The following is a 21771-nucleotide window of genomic DNA, read 5'->3' on the forward strand; positions in this document are numbered from 1 at the left end:
TTGGTTAATATTAAGCACTTTAAAAACTGGTTTACAAGCTGCTGCTACTGTACTTCATAAACCTGGAATCCCCTGTAAAAAGGAAGCAAAAAGCTCTAGCCAAAAAGCAAAAAGGAAGTCGTAACCGTGAAAAAGCGCGGGTGCAACTGGCTAGAGTCCACGCACAAATAGTCGATGTCCGCAAAGATTTCTTGCACAAGCTAACAACTCAAATCATTCGTGAAAATCAAACGATTTTCGTTGAGGACTTGGCTATCAAGAATATGGTGAAAAACCATAAATTAGCTCTTGCTATTAGTGACGCTAGTTGGGGCGAGTTAATTCGCCAGCTAAGTTACAAGTGCCAGTGGTATGGGCGAGAGTTTGTAAAAATAGACCGCTGGTTTCCCAGCTCTAAACGCTGTGGAAACTGCGGTCACATTGTTGAAAAATTGCCGTTGAATATTCGAGAATGGGAATGCCCTAAGTGTGGCGCAAACCACGATCGTGACATTAACGCAGCAAAAAACATTTTGGCGGCTGGGCTAGCCGTGTCAGTCTGTGGAGGGACCGTAAGACCCGAACAGAGCAAATCTGTTAGGGCGGGTGCTATGAAGCAGAAATCTAATCGGTGACGATTGGGAATCCCTGTACCTTTAGGTCAGGGTGGATGTCAAAAATCTAATCTTCTGACTTGCCCCGATCGGCTAACCCTTTATCACAATTAAGTTTTTTTTGTCAACCCCTAATCCTGAAACATCAAACAAACATGACAATTTCTCCTGAATTAATAGCTTTAGCCCAGTACATGGCGGGCGAATTTGACAACCGGGAACAAGCGCTAGCAGAGCCGACGTGGTACGTCCACCTTCGTATGTGGCAAAGACCCCTGCCGGTTCGGTTATTTTCCGAACCCAGCATTGCCCTGTTTGCCGAACAAGCCAACATTCTGAAATTAGACAACCCATACCGCCCTCGAATCGTGCAACTGAGGCACTCACAGATAGCGCCAGGACTGATTGAAGCTCAGTATTATATGTTCAACGACATTACAGCCGTCAAAGGAGCCGGTTGCAACCCCGACTTGCTTAGAAAGCTAACGAAGGAGCAAATCCAACTCCTCCCCGGCTGCACCCTCTCGGTTTCAGTGGAAAATTTAGCCTCAAACAGCTATCGCTTTCGCGCATCTTTGCCGGAGGGCACTCGCTGCGGCTTTGCCTACGGGGGGCAAAATTACCAAGTAGACTTGGGATTTGAAGCCGCAGGCGAGGAATTTCTCAGCTACGACAAAGGAATAAGCCCCACGACAGGCAAGGCTATCTGGGGAGCTTTAATGGGCCCTTTTAGATTTGTCAAGCGTCAGGATTTTGCTCCTGAGATATTGGTTTGAAGCAAGAAGCAACAAGAAACAAGGAAGAAAAATTTAGCTATCTAGGATAGAAGGCAAGACTTTACCTGGACCTATTCTTCTACTTTAGTGTTTTGGTGAACCTCTCAATCTCTCAAGAAAGAAAGAAAACATAAGGAAGCTGGCAAGAATTTACCTGCTTCCTGTTCTTGTGCAGGGCTCCGGTGCATTTTGTGAGCCTCAAGCTTAAATTGAGCTTACACCGCAACCGATGCCAGCGGGAGTGGTCAACTTGCGCGTGGCACCCCCTCTAGAGCTTCTTCTTCCGTTTCAAAGATTTCAAACACAGAATCCATCATGGTGACTTCAAACACCAGTTTGGCTTCGGGATGAACATTGCAAATGCGGAAACTTCCCTTAACTTTATCCGCATCCCGCATACCTGCTACAAGTGAGGTCAGGCCAGAGCTATCGATAAAGTTAACCTGACCAAGATTCACTACAACATGGCGGCTAAGTTTGGAAATACACTCTTGCAACTTGAGGCGGAATTGCCAAGCTGTAGTGATGTCCAACCGTCCTGTCGGTGCTAAGACGATAACTGTTGTACCGTCTTGAAGCGTGTGGGTTTTTTGATCAATATGAATCACTGACCCTTCCCTCAAATTTATTATCTATCGCGGTGGTTACTGTCCCAGTAGTTTAACTCAGGTCGGTGACTGCTGAGGCATCCAATTCGCCCAATCTTGCGGTTTTAAGAACTTGGAGTAGAGTTCGGCTTCGGGAGAGTTGGGTTCTGGCTCGTAACAATATTCCCAGCGTACCAAAGGTGGCAGGGACATGAGAATCGATTCCGTGCGTCCGTTGGTCTGCAAGCCAAAGGTCGTGCCTCGATCGTACACCAAGTTAAATTCAACGTAACGGCCGCGACGGTAAAGTTGGAAATTACGCTCGCGCTCGCCGTATTCTTTCGATCGGTGCTTTTCAATAATAGGGGTGTAAGCCGGCAAAAATGCCCGGCCACAATCCTGTACGAAGGCGAACAGCGACTCCCAAGTTCTAGGTTCCGGCACGCCGATGTTGTTGCTGCACTCAGCCGCTTTGCCTTTGACATTATGGTCACGGTAAAGCGCGCCTTGAGCGCTTTGGTAGTCAAAAAACAGGCCACCCACGCCGCGGGTTTCTTGGCGGTGGGGGAGATAGAAATATTCGTCGCACCAAAGTTTAAATGTCGGATAATATCCGGGATGGTGGCGATCGCAAGCCGCTTTCAGAGTTTTGTGAAAATGAGCTGCATCCTCAGCCAACGGGTAATAAGGAGTCAAATCCACACCGCCGCCAAACCACCAAATCGGGCCGGCCTCAAAATAGCGGTAATTCAAGTGAACCGTAGGCAAGTAGGGATTGCGGGGGTGCAGCACCATCGAAGTGCCAGTTGCATAGAAATCGTGACCTGCGGCTTCTGGGTGCTTTGCCAGAATCAAAGCCGGCAAACTTTCGCCCCAGACTTGGGAAAAATTGACTCCCCCTTGTTCAAAAACATTGCCTTCCCGCATGACGCGAGAACGTCCGCCGCCGCCTTCGGAGCGTTCCCAAGAGTCTTCCTTAAATTTGCCAACGCCATCGAGCTGTTCGAGGGATTGACAAATTTCGTCTTGTAGGGTTTTCATAAATTGGCTGACTCTAGCTCTAGAGTCAGCGGGCGGCAAAAACGGGGAAGTGGCGGTTTTAAGTGTTGTAGAAACTGTCATAAAATTTTCTGTTGTCAGATTTGAGTTTTAGATGGGCGATGAATCCCAAATCCAGTCGTCATGTAATTATGCCACCGTAGGTCTGCAAATGATCGCTATGAAGTTACATTAAAAAATAGCAATAAAAATATACTTAAACGTGCGATCGAAAATTCGCTAACCCAATTGCAGAGCTATGGTGGAGAACACAATGCCCAATACACTCGATGTTAGTTCAGTCTTAGAAATCCTGCGACCCGTGCAAGACCCCGAACTGCAAAAGAGTTTGGTGGAATTGAACATGATTCGTAACATAAAAATTGACGGCGGTGTCGTCAGTTTTACTTTAGTGCTGACAACGCCTGCTTGCCCACTGCGAGAATTTATTGTCGAAGATTGCCAAAAAGCGGTCAAACAGTTGCCAGGAGTCGAAAAAGTGGCGGTGGAGGTGACAGCCGAGACGCCACAGCAGAAGGGAGTGGTCGATCGCCAAGGCATTGAAGGCGTTAAAAATATTATCGCAATTTCCAGCGGCAAAGGCGGCGTCGGCAAAAGCACGGTGGCGGTAAATGTGGCAGTAGCGCTGGCCCAAACCGGCGCTAAGGTGGGTTTGCTGGATGCGGATATCTATGGGCCCAACGACCCCAATATGTTGGGTTTGGGGGACGCAAAAGTGATGGTTAGGGACGGGAAAAGCGGCGAAAGCCTCGAACCCGCCTTCAACTACGGCGTCAAATTAGTGTCGATGGCGTTTTTAATTGACAAAGACCAGCCCGTCATTTGGCGCGGCCCAATGTTAAACGGGATCATTCGGCAGTTCCTGTATCAGGTGAATTGGGGCGATTTAGACTATCTGATTGTCGATATGCCTCCGGGTACTGGAGACGCGCAGTTGACAATGGCGCAAGCGGTGCCGATGGCTGGTGTCGTGATCGTGACCACACCGCAGACTGTGGCATTGTTGGACTCCCGCAAGGGCTTAAAGATGTTCCAGCAGTTGGGAGTGTCGGTGTTGGGAATTGTGGAAAACATGAGCTATTTTGTGCCGCCGGATATGCCCGATAAGCAATACGATATTTTCGGTTCTGGTGGTGGGGAAAAGACTGCTGCTGAGTTGGGAGTGCCGCTGTTAGGCCGCATTCCGCTGGAAATTCCGTTGCGGGAAGGTGGCGATTCGGGGGTGCCGATCGTGGTGGGGCAACCGGGTTCTGCTTCAGCTAGGGAGTTGCGGGCGATCGCGGGCCGCATTGCCGGTAAAGTTTCCGTAGCAGCTTTAGCCTAACAAACTCTCGTTTCGGGGCTTTGCCTCGCGTCTTCCGGTTGACGAAGATTTGCCTAGTTCTCAGGCTCTGCTTGGGAACTAGAAACGATAAACGGTAAGCTATAAAGAGCAAACTTAACATTCAAACAATTATGATTTTTCCAGGTTCGGCAGTTCGAGTTAAAGATAAGGGTGAGATTTACTACGCCTTTCAAGGACAAGTCCAGCGAGTTACCGACGGAAAAGTCGCGGTACTGTTTGAAGGCGGGAATTGGGACAAGCTGATTACGTTCCGCCTGTCGCAGTTGGAACTTGTCGATGCTACGGCTGGCCGCGCGAAATAGTCAGCGGTCATTAGTCATTGGTAATGGGTAATATAGCAATCCTAAATCAGTTGTAAAAATATGTAGGGGTAGTGCCCCCGTGCCTACCCCTCACGGATCGGGGCAACCACGGGGGGTTTGCCCCTACAACAATTACACAATTCATTTAGAATCGCTATATGTAATTTGTAATTGGTAAAGTACCCAAGACCAGGCTACTAGATGAAAACCCTTGACTAATGACTAATGACTGATAACTGATGACTAATGACTAATCACTAAAACTATGCGTTTACCTTTACCCCAATTTGCTATAAAAGAGCGCCATCCCGATCGCATTGCTGAGGTAATCGAGACCGCAACTTCGGAGTTTCTGGCTCAATGTTTAGAACCGGAAGACTTAAGCTTTCCCGTGATGCCACCTTTTGGGAGTTGGGTGAAGGCCGAGGATGAAGAGTCGAAAAATCAAATTTACGGCGTGGTTTATTATGCCACGACTAGCCCGATCGACTCGGTGCACAGAGCTCGCGCTTTGGGTTTGTCGCTGGAAGAGTTGCGGGAGGAACAACCGCAGATTTTTGCGATGCTAAAAACCGAGTTTCGAGTGGCGATTGTCGGGTATGAGGCTGCGCCGGAAAGGTTGAATGGTCACGGCCCATCTAGGGGTAAAATTTATCAGTATTTGCCGCCGCGCCCGCCGCAAATTCACCAGGCGGTTTATCGCTGCGAACCCGATGAGGTGATTGATTTTACGGTGCAGTTGGATTTTTTGAGGACGCTGCTGGGGGTGGCTAATGCGCCGGTGGAGGCGCTGACGGCGGCGGCGATTCGGGAGATTTATCAGTTGCGGATGCGCGATCGATCTTGGTTGGTGGAAGCGGGGAGGAGTTTGAGTGTTTTGTTGAAGGATGATTACGATCGGTTGCGGGTGATTTTGAGTCAGATTCATCCGTAGGGAAAAGCTGAATAGTATGTTTGAGGCCGATCGTCAAATAGTGAGGCGATCGCACGAGCCAGACTCTGGTATTTGAGCGACCTTACAATTAAATTGAGAAAGAAGAAACGATCGCACTTAATTTAAAATGCGATCGCCCCCTTCAGTTTTGCAGAACACTGCGTCTGATGTCAAAGAGCATTTTTGCCCAATTTAATCTAAAGAAACATAGCGAATCAAACTCCGCATGAGCTTGCCGATAGTCGGGGCAGGTAAGATCTGCGACCATTCTTGAACTGCTGCAAAACGACGCAAGTAGAGTGCGCTAACAATTTTATCGATTCCCTTCTGCGAGCCAATCACTAGGATCAGCACAGGTTCCCGGTCTGGTTCAGCAGGCACAGGATTTGGCTGTGATGTCGGCGAGGTCGGGATTTCGTTGATATCTGTCCCACATTCCGCACTTCTTAATATTATTCTGAGGACTTATATCAATAAATCGCTGTCAACCTTGATCAGCAAGGCTTACACCATTATTAAACTACATTGCTTTTTATAAAGAATCATTATCTATTTCCCGGACAATAATTATTATTGAGAAATAATTGCAGATTAAAGCCCTGGAATAACGGTTTTCCGTAAAAGCACTTCTGACTATGTTAAGAAGTGCGGAATGGAGGATCTGTGGAAACAAAAAGCTGTGTTTGAGTCATTGCGGTCTATCTCCTCGATCTAATAGGTGCTAATTGTCAACTGAGCGCAGTATACCGCATTAGATGACAATCAGCAACCTTTACAGGAGGCTGACTCTCTGACACAATCGGGAGCATGGGAAGAGCAGGTAAAGCCCTCAAAAAAATATTAGAGGCATACGATATCAGTCAATATCAATTGGCGGCAAAGATGGAAATCGATCGCTCAAACGTTAGCCGTTGGGTGAGCGAAGAACGAGACCCATCTGCCGAGGCGGTATTTGCGATTAAGCAAGCGTTGCAGACCTTCAATCGGGAGGCGGCTAATGAATTCGTCAGGTTGTACCTGGGAAATGGCGAGGAAAACGATTAGGTTATCAGGTGTGGATGAGACCTCACCGATCGCCCTTGCTGCATTCAAGGGCGATCGCCTATTAGTTTGCAATCATTTATTTAAAGCGAGAAAGATTATATGTGGGTAGAGATAACAGGGATCAATCAAGTTCCCGAATGGGGTGTGTTGAAGGTAAAAGTTGAGGGGACTTCGCTGATTTTGAATCGTCAAGGGGTGAATGTCACTTGTTACCGCAATGCTTGCACTCATTTAGAATATCCGATCGACATGGGTAAGGTAAATAACGGTATCATTACCTGTCCGTTTCATAAGTATCAGTACAAATTAGATAGCGGTAAATGTTTGAATGCACCCGCCGATTCCCTGGAATCTTATCCGGTAAAGATTGAGGGCGATCGCATTTTTGTGGAGATAGATTAGTTATTCGTTATTCGTTAAGTCCGACAGGGGTTTAAACCCCTGTCTCATAGCTCAAGTCGTCTCCAGACGACTGTAAATTAATATGTGATATCAAATCCGGCTTAAATACCCCCTCACTCTCTTAGTCTGCGGAGGCCGACTTTGCTTTTGTAGTAGCGGTTTCAACCGCCCAATCATCGAGGGAGTAGCCAACCCGGATTTACTGTCAACCTACCATTTTCGCGCGCCGCTGACGGAAGAAAATGACCAAAAGCCCGATCGCACCTACCACCAACAGCAGCCATTCTTCCGGTTCAGGAACCCCCGAAACATTCAGAGGATTATTCGGCTTACTTAACTGTTCCTTACCGGATTCTACCTCGCGTTCAAATCGATCGCTCTTAGCTTCCGCTGCTTTTAGCTGTTCCCTTTGCGCGTCATTAACTAACACAATCATCGAAGAATAAGGCGTCACCACTTTGAAAATTTTAGCTACTGCGTGCATCGCATCCAGTTGCGTTAATTGATTGGAACTTTTCTGCTTGCTAAGTGCCGTTATCAACTGCCGCGCAGCTATCGGTTTAAAGCCTTCATTTCCAGCATTTTTTTGCTCTGCAATTACCGCCGATTTTGCACTTTTTTTCGCCTGTGGTGTTTTGGCATAACTCCAAACATAGCCATCAACAACGCTAACTGTAGATTTATCCGAAGCTGCTGTCGTTGCTACTCTTTGCATCGCCTCTTTCATATCAGTAGCAACTCCGCCGCCACTATCTTGAATCACCTTTAAAGTTGCGTCGTCGTAGCCGGGGGGAAAACCTCCCAAATGCACTGTCCATAGAGGTGCAGAGATGGAAAGTTTAAGTTTGCGATCGTCCGACAATTCGTAACTGTGGCGATCGCTCACCAAAAATACAGTATCATAACTTTTCTCGCCCCGCAACTGTGTAAACTGTTGCAGCATATCTTTGAGCTGGATTGTACCGTAAAATGTCACCTTTGCCGCATCGAAACTGCGTAAATCTTCCACAAACTTAGGTGGCATTCCCGCAGCGCTGGCGACATACAAATCAACAGCATTTTTGCCTGCTGCATTAGCTTTCAACCATTCAAAAGTCTCTTTTACTTCCTTACTTTCCGCCGCCATGCTGCGGGAAGTATCGAGAATAACTGCAAATTTTTTGCCTTGCGGTAGCGAGTAATTTGCATCAGCCAGCGGCTTAGCAGAAATGATATTTCCTCCCGGTAGAATCGCCTGCTGCGCTGTTAGCGGTTGCTGTGCGACTGCGGGCAAAAAGGGTGGTAGCCAAGTTTCTCTGGCTTCTTTCCCGCTGTATTTTACCTCTTTTCCGGCGATCGTGCGGCGAGTATTTTGGTTCCAAAAAATGTTACGTTTTTCAGCCAAAACAGGCATCGCCCAACCCTGCGGCTGGCGCATGACTTTGTAAGTCAGCCACAGGTGCATTTCCGTTGGCCCCTCAGTTTGGGTGAATTCTCGTTTAGCCGGGATTGGAAAAGCCCGCAAACGGTATTGTTTGGGGCCAATTTGTTCTAGCAAAGCCGGATCGACTCTTTCTACTACCTGTTGGTTGTAGACTTGCTGGGCCGCACCGCGAGGCGATACCGTAAATACAAAACGTTTGTTTAAATCCCCAGTATCTCCCAGCCAAACTCCTGTAACTGCGGCGCTTTCAGGCAGGGAAAAGTAGTAAAATACTTCTTGTAAGTTCGGCGTTTGATTTTTGTAAACTTCGTAGAGTTGAACGTCAGCCCAGTCGCCGTTTTCTTTGACTGTCACTTCTTGCGACTGCAACCATACTTTTTCTTGATTGACATTCAGCAAACCTGCTTTAGCTTCTTCCCGGTTTGATGTTGACTGTACCGCGTGTTTTACTGCTTCTCTGTCGCCTTTTTGCAGTTCCGTATCGAAGAATTCGCCGTAGAGTTTTTCGGCTTTTTCCACATCAGCACTAGAGCCTTGATACAAAAACGGCGACATTAAAAAATTATAGCTGTTCTGCAAGGTGTGAGCCGCTTCGTCAGGGAAAATCCAAATATTTTTGTACATCTCATAAATGTGGTTGTTTTCTCCTACAGTGCTGAGGTAGCGGTAAGGGGACAAATAAGCGTTAACTAAGCCGGATCGAATTGCATCAGATTTGGCTAATAAAGTTTGGCGGCTGCTGTCGTTTGCGGGGGGAGTCGCCAACATTTTCAGTGCTGCAACTTGTGGCTGCTGCTGCAAAGCCGAGAAAATAGCCAGCCAAGCTGCTATGACTCCCAAACTTCCGATTAGCGCTTTATTTTTCCCGTATTGTTCAGCAAAACTCTGCCATATTTTCCGGCCGGAATGAATGTAGAGAAAGCCGTACAGCGAAGGCATAACCACGAACAAGCTACAGGTTAAACCAAACAATATAAACGATAGCGGTATCCAAATTAAAGCAGAGGCCCACGCCCCGTATTTAAACATCTCCAGAAATGGTGAAACCCATGTAAACTTGAAAAATTGAATGACGAAAAATAAGAATCCATAAAGTGTATACAATGCCACAGGTACAGCGTAATAAAGCAGCAATGTTGCCGCCCAAATACCAACTACTAGCATTAAACTGTGGCATCCTAATTGCAGCCATGCACTTCGTTTTTTTCCGTTTGCTTGTAAATAACGAGGCTGTTTATTATGAGAAGTTTGAGAATCTGAGATATTGTGAACATTTTCTCTTTTACCCAGATATCCGTATAGCATTTCCACTGAAAATGCCGCGATGCACAAAACAATAGTAGCGATGATTAGAGAACTAGCTGGAGTGAGTTCTCGCAGCAGGAACAAGCGGAGCAAACAAAGCAAAAATAGCGGTGCTTCTACGCCGTAAAACCAACGCATTAGCTGTAGGGGTTGCTTGCCAAAACGCCTACCTCCTATTACAGTACATACAGTGGGTACTGCGATCGTAGCTGCCATGGTCAAAGAAAACTCTAGGGGGATGATGCCATCGATTGTGGCTTTAATTAATGGCACTCCTATAATAGGCAAAAGTCCCAAGTAAACAATCGATAAAAACGTCAAATTCCACGCCCAAAAAATTGTTTTAAAAATTCCATCAAATACCTGTTTAATTTTCATTCATTTCTCCTTGTAAGCTTTGTTTAATGGTATCGTATACGTTACCAGCAAACTCTTTTACTTCATGATTTTCTGCTTGTACCGGACTGTCAAATAAAATAGAAACTAGCACCCAATTGTGATTTTTGTGAGTGAGATCGCTGCCGATGCGCGACAAGAAGTTATCGGTAGTTTGCTGTGCAGATTGCAGCCAGTATGTAGCGGATAGTTGGTTGTCTTGGAGAGACAGCCAGCGCCCCGTTACAGCAGGAGTTAGCTGTGTTTTTTCTATGCGATTGACGGGAATTCCGCTCGCTACAAAACACAACTCGGGGGCGTGATAAGTTTGCCACGATGTGCTGGCTACTGTGAGCATGGAACCGCGCAAGTTGCCGGCGACAAATCTGATTTTTTGTGTTTGCGTGTCCGGATAGTTGCCAAAGAATTTTTGTTCGCTAGCATTCAGGGGAATCGACTCTGATTTAATATATTCAGGCAATCTTAAAGGTGTGATCGCCATTTTTGACGTTTCTACATGAGACAGTTGAGCCATGACTGCCAAAACTATGACTGCGGCAATTATTCCGGGTTTGGCTAAAGGGTGATTCTGTAGTATTTTTGAGTTGGATTTTGCAGAAATACCGCTGGTTTTTTTTGGCTGAAATTTCGGTACTCGTTGCAGCATTAACCAGGTTACAAAAGAAGCACATACTAAACCGACAATTCCCAGAGGAACGTGCATAATTTGTGCTAGGTTTGGCTGGTTAAACACTTCTGAAACCAGGACTAACACGGCAACCCGGGCAGTGTTAGCAGACACTAACATTAAGAGATTAGCAGCGCCGACGGCTAGCCATCTTAAACTTAATTTACGCCCTTCCAGCCAGGTAGCAGCTAGCAAAAATAGCGTTCCGACTAAGAGGGTTTTAATGCCGCTACAAGGCACGTCAACGTGAGCGATGCCGTTTTCCAAAACGATAATATCGTAAGAAGAAATAGCGCCAACGTGCAGCATTGACAGCAACTGTTCTACTACCTGAGCAGTCAGCACTCGCGCCGGCAAACCTAAGCCGCTATTAAACTGACTGTTGAATGGTAAAATACAAGCCAGCAAGCCCGCCACAGGCAAGTTTTTTTGCCAAAAGTTCTGCTCGACGAATAAGCCGCACAGCCCGTAAGTTCCGAGGATAAATAGCAGGACAGTAACTTGTTTGATATCAATTATGTACTGAAGGGCGATCGAGCAAATACCCGCACTCAACATCAACAGCAGCGGATATCGCCTCAAAACGAAATTGGGCGAAAATCCGGGCGGGCGATCCTCTTCGAGGGCTGCGCTAACGCAGTTCCCGCTCGATCGCACTACTAATGCTACAATCAGAAAGCCAATTACTATTTTATATAGTGTGGGTATCTCAACAAACGAGGATAACAGCCACTTAACAGCCGAGATATTGGCCCAAAACCAAGCAAGCGCCAGCAAAAAAGGAGCCAGCCAAACCAAATTAACCGCAGGATGAGGAGTAACAGAATCTGGAATTGCAGAATCAGTGATATTGGTGCGCTGCATGATACCGCTTGACATTCACGTTGGTGACATCTTAGCTCAGCCAAATTGGTAATGTCCAGACCGATTATTTAAGTTTTGTCAAGCTTCGATTTTCTCTACAGAGAAGCTAGCGTTATAATAATTAATTTTAGCGGAGGTAAAAATGAGCGAAAAAAGCCCAGGATACAAAATTGTTAGCGATAACCGACAAGCGCGCCATCTCTATGAAATTATAGAGACATACCAAGTGGGAATCGAATTGAAGGGAACCGAAGTCAAATCAATTCGGGAAGGAAAAGCCAATTTGCGGGACGGATATGGTTTAGTTCGGAACGGGGAACTGTGGCTAATCAACGTTCACATTTCGCCTTGGAGAAGTGCTAGTAACTATTTTAATCACGAACCCCGCCGCACCCGTAAATTGCTGATGCACAAGCAGGAAATTCGCAAATTAATCGGCAAAGTGGAAGAAAAAGGCTTGACTTTAGTGCCGTTAAAAATGTATTTGAAAGGCGGCTGGGTAAAACTTGATATCGGTTTGGGTAAAGGGAAAAAACTGTACGACAAGCGCGAAGATTTGAAGAAACGCGAAGACAAGCGGGATATGGAAAGAGCGATGAAGCAATTTTAGTCATTAGTCATTAGTCATTAGTCATTAGTCATTAGTCATTAGTCATTAGTCATTAGTCATTAGACATCTCCGAAAAATCAACTCAAACCTTTGATACTCGAAGGTGGAAATTTAATTTATGGAGATGTTTATTAAGCTGTTCTGCATTTAAATTGTCTGTCAAAAAAAATTCAATTATTGTGGGGTGGGCGTCCCGCCCGCCCTGAATATACAATTTAAATGGGCGACAGCTTAGTCAGGAGTCATTAGTGGTTCATGATTGGTGATTGCTGATTAATGATTGGCTATTTTAAATCGATTTCGGTTCATTACTCATCATAATATTTTTCAAAATCCTCAAGGGAGGATTTTGAGGACTTCCACCGTCACTACAAACTTAATTAGAGTTATTTCACCGGAGTCCGTCTTACAGCAGATTCCAGGTTGATGAACTAAACCCCAGCTCGTTCCATCCCCGTAGGGAAACGGCCCAGGGTAAGTCCCTACACTTCATAAACCTGGAATACGCTGTATCTCCTCATACAGTCGCATACTGTCGATCGACCGACCGCTGACTAAGTATTATTACTTAAGCGAGGGGAAGAGTTCTACCTTCTTCCTGCTTCCCGCTTCTTTTTCCTGAAAATATCCGGATGGCTTGTGGAGTCTCATGAATGATTAACCTATGCTCGAATACCTCTGGCTAGTGGGAGCATTACCCAAGCATTCGGCTGTGGACTGACAAACTCTTATGAGAAATAGGCTCAAACCTGAGTCATTTCTTAAGATTATGATGCCATTAGGGTGGCAATTAAATCTGGTAAACAAAATATCGCCCAACTCTCAAGTTAAAAAATGCTAAAAATGACACCATTAGCTAACATTTTCAATGCTATGAAAGAGCCAGCGAAAAAGCATCACAACTCCAAGTGGGGAGCCTTCTTGCTGATGCTAGCAGTAGGCTTTGGCGGCTGGCAAATTGGGTTGCCGGAACTGGCATCTTTTTTTAATAATAGGGCTTTTGAAAACTACAAAGCCAATCGATTCGCTGATACTCAAGAAGCATATGAGTTAGCGCTCTGGGTAGATCCAAAAAGCCGAACAGCTCTTTACAATTTAGGATGGCTTTGCGAAGAGGTGCAAGATTTACAATGCGCCAGAGCAAAATATCTGCAAGCTGCCAAACTCGGTCTGCCTGCTGCTTACAGCAACCTGGCTAGGTTATATATAGTTGATCAAAAAAACTATCCGGCTGCGGTTCACTTCCTGTGGCAAGGTTTGAAATTAGCTGAGGACGATCGAGTAAAATATTCTTTACTCAAAAACTTGGGATGGGCTCGCCTGGAACAGGGTCGATATTCAGAGGCATTGCAGCATCTGGATGAAGCGATTAAACTTGATAGTGAAGGACCAGCAACTTACTGCTTAAAAGCGCAAGTCCTAGAAAAGATGAAAAATACTAAGGAAGCGCTACCGCAGTGGAAAATTTGTCTAAAGTATGCGGATTCTCAAGAATTCGATGAGGATATATGGATAGGGATGGCACGTCAACGATTAAACGAGGAAAAAAGAAATAAATGAAACGCACAGTTTTGCTTTCATCAACCCTACTGGCAATTATAACGGTCCTGGAGCTAAGTCAAGCCTCAAAAGCAGTGCCAACTCCTGCGACTGTTAAACCTGCCCTTAATCAATCAGTGGAAATGCTGTTCAGCTCGAATCCGTCGATGCGACAGTGCAGAGATAGAAATGGTGGAAAATATGCGTGTCCGAGATTCATCATGACTCCGGAGAGCGAAGAATAAGAGTTATTTTCAATAAATTTTGTAGAGTGTACCATCACCACTTTACACAAACAGGTATGTAGTATGTAGTAGTAGTATGCAGGGTGCGCACTGCGCACCTTACTATCGATCATTGCTGTGTCCTTACAGCCACGATGTAGCGATCACTTCGATATCCGCTAAAGGCTGATTTGTCCAATTTACTCGTCCCACCTTCTGAGCCGCTTTTTTCGCTGCTTCGCCGGAAATAATATCATCGGCTTCAACTTGCTTCAAACCTCCGTCAACTTTGTCAAGGAAGTAAACCCTATTCATAACTTCCTCAAAAGTAATCTCTGGTGGGATTTCCTCTACGACCTTTAAGACTCTATATTTTACTGTAAGTAGTTGGACAGAATTAATTACACAAAATAGAATCGGAAATTCTCTTCCTGTGAGGCTTGCAAAATTATATCTGTGTAAATATTTCTGTCCATGTACTTAATATCTGACATGACCCAGACTTTTTTGTTGAGTCTGCTCTAGGATAACAGTCTCTGTCCTCCTATCACAGTAGTCCGTGTCAGTATATCTACATAATCGTAGATTTACTTAGTTAGGCTAACAAATTTAGACAGGACGAAACCTAGACTGAAACTGGATTATATAAATTTGAGATTCAAATTTTACCGATAACCTCTAATTTTCAAAGTGCTTCAGATAGATAAAAAGCAATCAGTAGCCTCCGTATAATTACTGAATAATGGGAAATACTCAGTATTGAATGAGCAGTTTGGACAGTTGGCTAAACAGTAGTTTTCCCGATGGCTCTAACAAAAATTTTAAGTTACAATTGCTTGCAGCGATGAAAGTGCCTTCACTCATTTTTAGGGACTCCAAGTTGTGACTGCATCAGTCTGATTTTATTTGACTGATTGCCCTTAATGTGAGGAGATTTTAAAGGATTTCCTGTTACGAATAAGCCGCTACTTCAAATTCCTTGGAAGAGGGGAATTTTGGTATAGCTAAATTCAACTCCTAAATAGTTGCCCATTACTTGAGGAAAATTGAGATGAAAACACTTCTAGATATAATAGAGAAAAAGAATCAGGAGTTTGCTCAGTTGCCGTTTTTCGAGTATATGAAAGATGAAAGTGTGGAGCCTCGCCAAAAACTGGCATTTGCGCCAGTGATTACCCCACTGGCGCTGGAGTTCAGCGAGTTGTGCAAGCGGGTTTTGCGACAGGAACCCACGACAAACAAGATTCAAGAAATCGTGAATCGGCACACTTATGAAGAACATTTTCACTGGCAATGGTTGCTGGAAGATATGGAGAAGATGGGCATGAATTATTCCATGCCTTTCAGCGACGTTGTGCGATTCATTTGGAGTGAGCACACCAAGGTATCTCGCTCCATGCTTCCTCTGTTTGAACGCTACACCTACCAAGCCGATCCGATCATGAAGCTGGTGGCGATCGAGGTTTCTGAAGTCACAGCCAATGTTTTTTTCCGGGCAACCAATCCGGTGGCAATGCAACTGCAAGCCATGACAGGGGATGAATTACGCTATTTTGGTATGTGCCACAATCACATTGAAAATACCCATACGCTCCATACTCCAGCCTCTTTGCAAGCCATCAGAGAAATTGAAGTGCCAGAGGAGATTCGCCAACAAGCGATGGAGTTTATTGATGTCGCCTTTGACTATTTTGCAGAACTGGTCAATGAATTTTTGGTTTACATCAAAACTCATTCCTACGAAAATCCGTTTGGCAAGGCGGCTCTTTCAGAGCCAGTGTTGAGCGCCGTCTAATTTATTGCCATTGGTCAGTTGTTGTAGCGATGGTAGAACGGATAACGCTGCTGTTCTACCATCGTTTTTCAGTAGTATTAGTTTTATACTTACAAATGGCTTGTGCTCTATCTATTCCATCGGTTTATGCTGAAAAAAATATGAGTGTAGTGTGAAAGTAACCTTGAGAGTGGATAGAATGAATCCATTGTCTTGAATAGGGTTTATGCTAAAGAGCTTGATTGGAATTCCAGGATATCGAATTCATGAAATGATTTACACCAGTTCCAGAACGGTGGTTTACCGGGGCTGGCGAGAGTGGGATCAAACCCCCGTTGTGATCAAACTTCTAAAAACGGCTTATCCCAGCCTGGTTGAATTAGCACAATTCAAGAACCAATATGCGATCGCCCAAAGTTTGAACATGGCTGATGTTGTCCGTTTCTATAGTCTGGAAACCTACCAAAATCAGCTTGCTCTAATTATGGAGGACTTCGGAGGAATTTCACTCAAGGAGTATGCAGCGCTTTGGGGCCAGCAGTCTGAAGTGAACACCTCACTTGATAAGGCTCCTCGCTACGAGCCACTGTTTCTCACCGAATTTTTGCAGATTGCGATCGCCCTTGCCCAATCGCTCCACAATCTCTACCGTCATCGGATTATTCATAAAGATATCAAGCCTGCCAATATTTTAATTCATCCCACCACCAAGCAGATTAAGCTGATTGACTTTAGCATCGCTTCCCTGCTGCCCAGAGAAACGCAACTTTTGACCAGTCCTTCAGTGCTGGAAGGGACGCTGGAGTATTTATCCCCCGAACAAACCGGGCGGATGAACCGGGGCATTGACTACCGCACCGATTTCTATTCGCTAGGCATCACCTTCTACGAATTGCTCACTGGCCAGTTACCGTTTCAATCGGACGATGCGCTCGAACTGATACATTGCCACATCGCCAAACAAGCCCCCGCCGTCCATAACCTGAATCCTGCCGTGCCCCAGCTCCTCTCGGAGGTGGTGAGCAAACTGATGGCGAAGAATGCCGAAGATCGCTATCAGACCGCCTGGGGACTGAAGCACGACCTGGAAACCTGTTTGCATCAATGGAACGCAACGGCCATCATTGTGCCGTTTAAGCTGGGATACCGGGATACTTGCGATCGCTTCGTGATTCCTGAAAAGCTCTATGGTCGGGAAGCGGAAGTGACCATGCTGCTGGCAGCCTTTGAGCGGGTGCTGCAGGGTGCCACCGAACTGATGCTGGTGGCGGGCTTTTCCGGCGTGGGTAAAACGGCCGTCGTCCACGAAGTGCACAAGCTGATCGTGCGCCAATACGGGTACTTCATCAAAGGCAAGTTCGATCAATTCCAACGCAATATCCCCTTCTCGGCGTTGGTGCAGGCGTTCCGCGACTTGATGGGGCAACTGCTGACCGAGAGCGATGCCCAGATCGATCTATGGAAGACCAAGATTCTGGCGGCACTGGGCGAGAATAGCCAGGTGATCATCGAAGTAATTCCAGAACTCCAACGAATCATTGGTGAACAGTCTCCTGCGTCGGAACTGTCCGGCAGTGCAGCCCAAAATCGCTTTCATCTGTTGTTCCAAAAGTTCATCCAGGTTTTCACCACGCAAGAGCATCCCCTGGTGGTTTTTCTGGATGACCTGCAATGGGCAGACTCCGCCTCGCTCAAGCTGATGCAACTGCTGATGAGCGAAGCAAAAAGCCACTATTTGCTGCTGGTGGGTGCGTATCGGGATAACGAAGTTTCGTCCGCGCATCCGTTAATGCAGATGATCGAAGAACTGCAGCAGGCATCGGTCACGGTCAATAAAATTGCTCTAGCTCCCTTGACCCCCATCCACCTGAATTACTTGATTTCCGATACTCTAAATGCCTCACCAGAGCAAGCAATGGCCTTGACAAAGTTGGTGCATCAAAAGACCCAGGGGAATCCTTTTTTCAGCAATCAATTTATTAAATCGCTTTATGACGATGGACTGATTATATTTGATGCCTCGGTGGGCGGTTGGCATTATGACATCGCCCCAATCCGGGCTATGAGCCTGATTGAGGATGTGGTGGAATTTGTGGCCAAGCAATTGCAGAAGTTGTCGCTGGAAACCCAAAATGTCTTGAAACTGGCGGCTTGTATTGGCAACCAGTTTGACCTGGAAACGTTGGCGATCGTGTATGAGCAATCTCCCACAGAGACGGCTGCTGCTTTGTGGCAAGCCCTCAAAGAAGGAGTGATTTTGCCTTTGGGCGGCGAGGGATACAAATTATTCCCGGCCGATGGTTGGACACTTGTGACAGAAAATGCACCCATCCCTAGCGCTCAGGAAAAACCGATCGTCTCCTACCACTTTCTTCACGATCGCGTCCAACAAGCAGCCTACTCGTTGATTCCAGACGATGACAAACAGGCGACTCATATCAAAATCGGGCAACGGCTGTTGAACAATGTGCCAGAAGCCGAGCGAGAAGCCAACGTTTTTGAGATTGTGAATCACCTGAATATCGGTATCGAGTTGATTCGATCGCAGGACGAGCGGGAGCAACTCGCTCAACTCAACCTGATCGCAGGACGAAAAGCTCTCGCTTCCACCGCGCACAAAGCTGCTATGGAGTATTTGACCGGGGGAATCCGCTTGCTGCGATCGGACTGCTGGCATCGTCAGTATGTGTTAACCCTGTCTCTGCATGAGTCAGCGGCTGAAGCGGCTTATCTCTGCGGAGCCTATGAGCAGATGGAGGAACTGGGTGAGGCCGTGATGCAGCAAGCCAAGACTTTGCTCGATCGCGTGGGCATTTACGACATCAAAATTCAGGCCTATACAGCCCAAAATAATGTGCTGGCTGCGATCGCGATCGCTCGGCAAGCAATGGCACAGTTCGGCCTGGTTTTTCCTCTTGAACCCACCCCGGCTGACATTCAGGCAGCCCTCCAAGAAACGGCTGTTCTGCTGGGCGGGCGTAATCCAGAAGAACTGGTCGATTTGCCGATGATGACGGCGGCAGACAAACTGGCGGTTGTTCAAATTGTGGCCAGTGTGGCTCCCGCTGTTTATATTGCCACCCCGAATCTGTTTCCGTTGCTCATTTTGTCGCAGGTGAAAGCCTCGATTCAGTATGGTAATGCGCCCTTTTCTGCGTTCTGCTATGCCTGCTACGGGATTCTTCTAAACGGGATTTTGCAAGACGTTGAAGTGGCCGATCGGGTGGGCAAATTGGCGTTAGGGTTGAATGCCAAGTTGAATATCAACGTCATCAAGCCCACGGTTTTATATGTCGTGGGTGCTTTCCTCATCTATCTGAAATCTCATCTCCAGAATGCTGTGCAGTTGATGTTGGAAGGCTATAAAATTGCGCTCGACACGGGAAATATCTACTACGTCGGCTTCAATGCGAAAGATATTTGTCAGTATTCCTATTTCCTGGGGCGGGAACTGCCTCGGCTAGAGGAAGATATGCAGGCTTATAGTCTTGTCCTGAAGAATTTCCAACTAATTACCACCCTCAACTACTGCCGGATCTATCATCAAGCGGTTCTTAACTTACTAGGCAAGGCCCAGAATGCTTGTGTTCTGACTGGTCAAGCATTGAACGAGGAAGAATTATTACCTCAGCTAATTGCTGCAAATGAATTTACAGGACTTCACTATTTCTACGTTCATAAACTAATTCTCTGCTATCTGTTTGGGGATCTGTCTTTGGCGATCGCAACTGCTACTCAAGCCAGACAGTATCTAGGAGGAGGTACCGGATACGCCACGATTCCGGTCTTTCAGTTTTATGATTCGCTCACTGCGCTGGCTGCCTATCCTACTGCTACACCGTTTGAACAGGCAGAATTGCTGCAACGAGTGACTGAGAACCAGCAACAAATGCAAACCTGGGCCAGTCATGCGCCCATGAATTATCTGCATAAATTTGAGTTGGTGGCAGCGGAACAGTGTCGGGTGTTGGGTCAAACGGCGGTCGCGCTCGATCACTACGATCGCGCGATCGCGGCGGCCAAAGCCAACGAATACACGCAAGAAGAAGCCCTTGCCAACGAACTTGCAGCTCGATTCTATCTAGACTGGGGCAAAGAAGCGATCGCTCAGGTTTACCTGACGAATGCCTATTATGCCTACGGACGCTGGGGCGCGAAGGCAAAGCTAGATGACCTGGAACACCGCTATCCCCAAATCTTGACTCCGATCGTGCAGGGCGACGACGCAAGCTTTCCCATCCGGGCCGTTCGCTCCACCACCACCGGGGCGGGACGTAGTAGCAGTTCCAGCATTTCCGAAGCTCTAGATTTGGCAACGGTGATCAAAGCATCTCATGCGCTGGCCGGAGAAATTGAGTTGGAGAAGCTACTGGCAACGTTGATGCAGGTAGTGGTTGAAAATGCCGGAGCCGAAAAATGTGTACTGCTGCTGCGACATGAGGAAAATTGGGTGATTGCGGCCCAAACCGCGACCAATATTGAGCTCGAAACTCCGTTAGGAGTGGGGACCCAGCGCTCCCAACTCGGTGAAAATTCGGCGTTTGGCTTGCGCTCGCGACCCCTGCGATCGAGCCGCGACATTCCCCACTCCGTTGTCAACTATGTTTCCCGCACTGCCGAGCCTTTAGTGCTGGATGATGCCCGACTGGAAACGACCTTTGCCACCGATCCCTACATGATTCAAAAACAGCCCAAAAGCTTGCTGTGTATGCCAATCTGTAATCGAGGCAACCTGATTGGCATGGTGTATCTGGAAAATAATTTGACCATCGCCGCTTTCACCCGCAGCCGTATGGAAGTTCTGCGGTTGCTCACGGCGCAGGCAGCGATCTCGCTACAAAATGCAATGCTATACAACAAGCTTGCCCTGGCAAAAGCGCAACTGGAGCAAGCAAACCACACGCTGGAAGAGCGAGTGGAGCAGCGAACTCAGGAATTGCACGAGAAAAATCAACATCTCTCTGCCACCCTAGAGCAACTGCAACGCACGCAAACCCAATTAATTCAAACTGAGAAAATGTCAGGGTTGGGGCAACTGGTGGCTGGAGTGGCCCATGAAATCAACAATCCAGTGAACTTCATCTACGGCAATCTGATCCACACTGCTGAGTATACGGGGCATTTACTGGACTTAGTGGAGCTTTATCAACAGACCTATCCAGCGACCAACCGCCAAATTGAGGAGAAGATTACAGAAATCGACTTAGAGTTCCTGATTGAAGACTTGCCCAAGATACTGAGTTCAATGAAAGTAGGGGCCGATCGCATTCGTCAAATAGTCCTATCCCTGCGAAACTTCTCGCGACTGGATGAAGCAGAAATGAAGCCTGTTGACATCCATGAGGGAATTGACAGCACACTCATGATTTTGCAAAATCGGCTGAAAGCAAAACCCGATTGTCCTGCCATTGAAGTTATCAAAGAATACGGCGATTTACCAACGGTAGAGTGCTATGCAGGTCAGTTGAACCAGGTATTTATGAATATTCTGGCAAACGCGCTTGATGCTTTAGATAACTACAACGCTCAGCGTTCTGCAAAAGACGCACTCAATAATCCAAGTTGCATCACAATTCGGACTAAGTTATTTACTAACAATACTCACCCTAGTCATTCTAAAAGAGTGGTGATTCAAATTCAAGACAACGGTTCGGGGATGACGCAACAGGTTAGACAACAGTTGTTTGACCCCTTCTTCACCACAAAACCTATTGGTAAAGGGACTGGATTAGGACTGTCAATTAGCTATCAAATTGTAGTTGCTAAACATGGTGGCTCCCTCCAATGCTTTTCTGAACCCGGTCAAGGGGCTGAATTCTGGATTGAAATTCCTGTTAGCCAAAGCAGTAGTGACTGTACTGCCGTGGCTAACTGAGTATTCGTAGGGCTTGGAGGAGCGGTATTTGAGAAATAATATCATTTCCGGT

At 46.6% G+C, this 21771-nt stretch carries 18 protein-coding genes; 12 read left to right on the forward strand and 6 right to left on the reverse strand.

The genetic code is table 11. The features are described 5' to 3' along the window. The first annotated feature begins 26 nt into the window (after positions 1-26). Positions 27-614 carry an RNA-guided endonuclease TnpB family protein gene (locus QUA90_RS21830; protein WP_445300133.1) on the forward strand — a complete coding sequence of 196 codons (588 nt, stop codon included), beginning with the start codon at positions 27-29 and terminating at the stop codon, positions 612-614. Positions 615-748: 134 nt separating this feature from the next. Next, positions 749-1369 carry a chromophore lyase CpcT/CpeT gene (locus QUA90_RS21835; protein ID WP_333322727.1) on the forward strand — a complete coding sequence of 207 codons (621 nt, stop codon included), beginning with the start codon at positions 749-751 and terminating at the stop codon, positions 1367-1369. 245 nt (positions 1370-1614) lie between these two features. Here QUA90_RS21835 and QUA90_RS21840 read toward each other — a convergent pair whose 3' ends face one another. Both QUA90_RS21840 and hemF read right to left on the reverse strand, forming a co-directional pair. Beyond that, entirely contained in the window at positions 1615-1977 is a 363-nt protein-coding gene (locus tag QUA90_RS21840) for an STAS domain-containing protein (RefSeq protein WP_006631392.1), read from the reverse strand. 57 nt (positions 1978-2034) lie between these two features. Continuing rightward, complete coding sequence (gene hemF / locus QUA90_RS21845; RefSeq protein WP_333322726.1) at positions 2035-3078, reverse strand: oxygen-dependent coproporphyrinogen oxidase; 1044 nt, start codon at positions 3076-3078, stop codon at positions 2035-2037. A 190-nt stretch (positions 3079-3268) separates the two neighbouring features. Between hemF and QUA90_RS21850 the strand changes: the two genes are divergently transcribed. From QUA90_RS21850 to QUA90_RS21860, 3 genes are all read left to right on the forward strand, one after another. Then, on the forward strand, positions 3269-4339 hold the full coding sequence (locus tag QUA90_RS21850; RefSeq protein ID WP_333057242.1) for an Mrp/NBP35 family ATP-binding protein: 1071 nt from the start codon (positions 3269-3271) through the stop codon (positions 4337-4339). A 131-nt stretch (positions 4340-4470) separates the two neighbouring features. Then, positions 4471-4662 (forward strand): NAD(P)H dehydrogenase subunit NdhS, encoded by a 192-nt coding sequence (locus QUA90_RS21855; RefSeq protein ID WP_293145052.1) that lies wholly within the window; start codon positions 4471-4473, stop codon positions 4660-4662. 265 nt (positions 4663-4927) lie between these two features. After that, complete coding sequence (locus tag QUA90_RS21860) at positions 4928-5596, forward strand: HAS-barrel domain-containing protein (RefSeq protein WP_333040001.1); 669 nt, start codon at positions 4928-4930, stop codon at positions 5594-5596. Positions 5597-5788: 192 nt separating this feature from the next. Here the strand turns inward: QUA90_RS21860 and QUA90_RS21865 are convergent, their stop codons facing one another. Then, a complete protein-coding gene (locus QUA90_RS21865; protein WP_333107600.1) occupies positions 5789-5977 on the reverse strand; it encodes a peptide ABC transporter substrate-binding protein in 189 nt (62 codons plus the stop codon). 426 nt (positions 5978-6403) lie between these two features. Between QUA90_RS21865 and QUA90_RS21870 the strand changes: the two genes are divergently transcribed. After that, positions 6404-6640: a helix-turn-helix transcriptional regulator gene (locus QUA90_RS21870; RefSeq protein WP_333173917.1), complete on the forward strand. Its 237-nt coding sequence runs from the start codon at positions 6404-6406 to the stop codon at positions 6638-6640. A 99-nt stretch (positions 6641-6739) separates the two neighbouring features. Beyond that, positions 6740-7042, forward strand: coding sequence for a Rieske (2Fe-2S) protein (locus QUA90_RS21875; protein WP_333447700.1), 303 nt, complete (start codon positions 6740-6742; stop codon positions 7040-7042). A gap of 205 nt (positions 7043-7247) precedes the next feature. Here QUA90_RS21875 and QUA90_RS21880 read toward each other — a convergent pair whose 3' ends face one another. Further along, positions 7248-10148: a TIGR02921 family PEP-CTERM protein gene (locus QUA90_RS21880; protein ID WP_333447702.1), complete on the reverse strand. Its 2901-nt coding sequence runs from the start codon at positions 10146-10148 to the stop codon at positions 7248-7250. Then, positions 10138-11712, reverse strand: a complete 1575-nt coding sequence (gene xrtO, locus QUA90_RS21885) for an exosortase O (RefSeq protein ID WP_333447704.1) — start codon at positions 11710-11712, stop codon at positions 10138-10140. Before xrtO ends, QUA90_RS21880 begins: the two co-directional genes overlap by 11 nt. Before the next feature lie 127 nt (positions 11713-11839). On the opposite strand from xrtO, the gene smpB reads away from it, so the two are divergent. The 3 genes from smpB to QUA90_RS21900 all read left to right on the forward strand — a co-directional run bounded on the left by smpB (position 11840) and on the right by QUA90_RS21900 (position 14091). Next, positions 11840-12307, forward strand: coding sequence for an SsrA-binding protein SmpB (gene smpB, locus QUA90_RS21890; RefSeq protein WP_006631384.1), 468 nt, complete (start codon positions 11840-11842; stop codon positions 12305-12307). Between the two features lie 834 nt (positions 12308-13141). Beyond that, positions 13142-13867 carry a tetratricopeptide repeat protein gene (locus QUA90_RS21895; RefSeq protein ID WP_333081773.1) on the forward strand — a complete coding sequence of 242 codons (726 nt, stop codon included), beginning with the start codon at positions 13142-13144 and terminating at the stop codon, positions 13865-13867. Further along, the gene (locus tag QUA90_RS21900) at positions 13864-14091 is read left to right on the forward strand and encodes an Osc7112_2153 family protein (RefSeq protein WP_333081774.1); all 228 of its coding nucleotides are present in this window, start codon (positions 13864-13866) and stop codon (positions 14089-14091) included. Before QUA90_RS21895 ends, QUA90_RS21900 begins: the two co-directional genes overlap by 4 nt. 123 nt (positions 14092-14214) lie before the next feature. Here the strand turns inward: QUA90_RS21900 and QUA90_RS21905 are convergent, their stop codons facing one another. Further along, positions 14215-14385: a hypothetical protein gene (locus tag QUA90_RS21905; protein ID WP_333447706.1), complete on the reverse strand. Its 171-nt coding sequence runs from the start codon at positions 14383-14385 to the stop codon at positions 14215-14217. 736 nt (positions 14386-15121) lie between these two features. Here QUA90_RS21905 and QUA90_RS21910 point away from each other — a divergent pair. Both QUA90_RS21910 and QUA90_RS21915 read left to right on the forward strand, forming a co-directional pair. Continuing rightward, positions 15122-15865 carry a hypothetical protein gene (locus tag QUA90_RS21910; protein WP_333322719.1) on the forward strand — a complete coding sequence of 248 codons (744 nt, stop codon included), beginning with the start codon at positions 15122-15124 and terminating at the stop codon, positions 15863-15865. Between the two features lie 205 nt (positions 15866-16070). Continuing rightward, the gene (locus tag QUA90_RS21915; RefSeq protein ID WP_333447708.1) at positions 16071-21719 is read left to right on the forward strand and encodes an AAA family ATPase; all 5649 of its coding nucleotides are present in this window, start codon (positions 16071-16073) and stop codon (positions 21717-21719) included. The last annotated feature ends 52 nt before the right edge of the window (positions 21720-21771 follow it).

This window comes from Microcoleus sp. D3_18_C4 (assembly GCF_036702355.1).
GTDB lineage: Bacteria > Cyanobacteriota > Cyanobacteriia > Cyanobacteriales > Microcoleaceae > Microcoleus.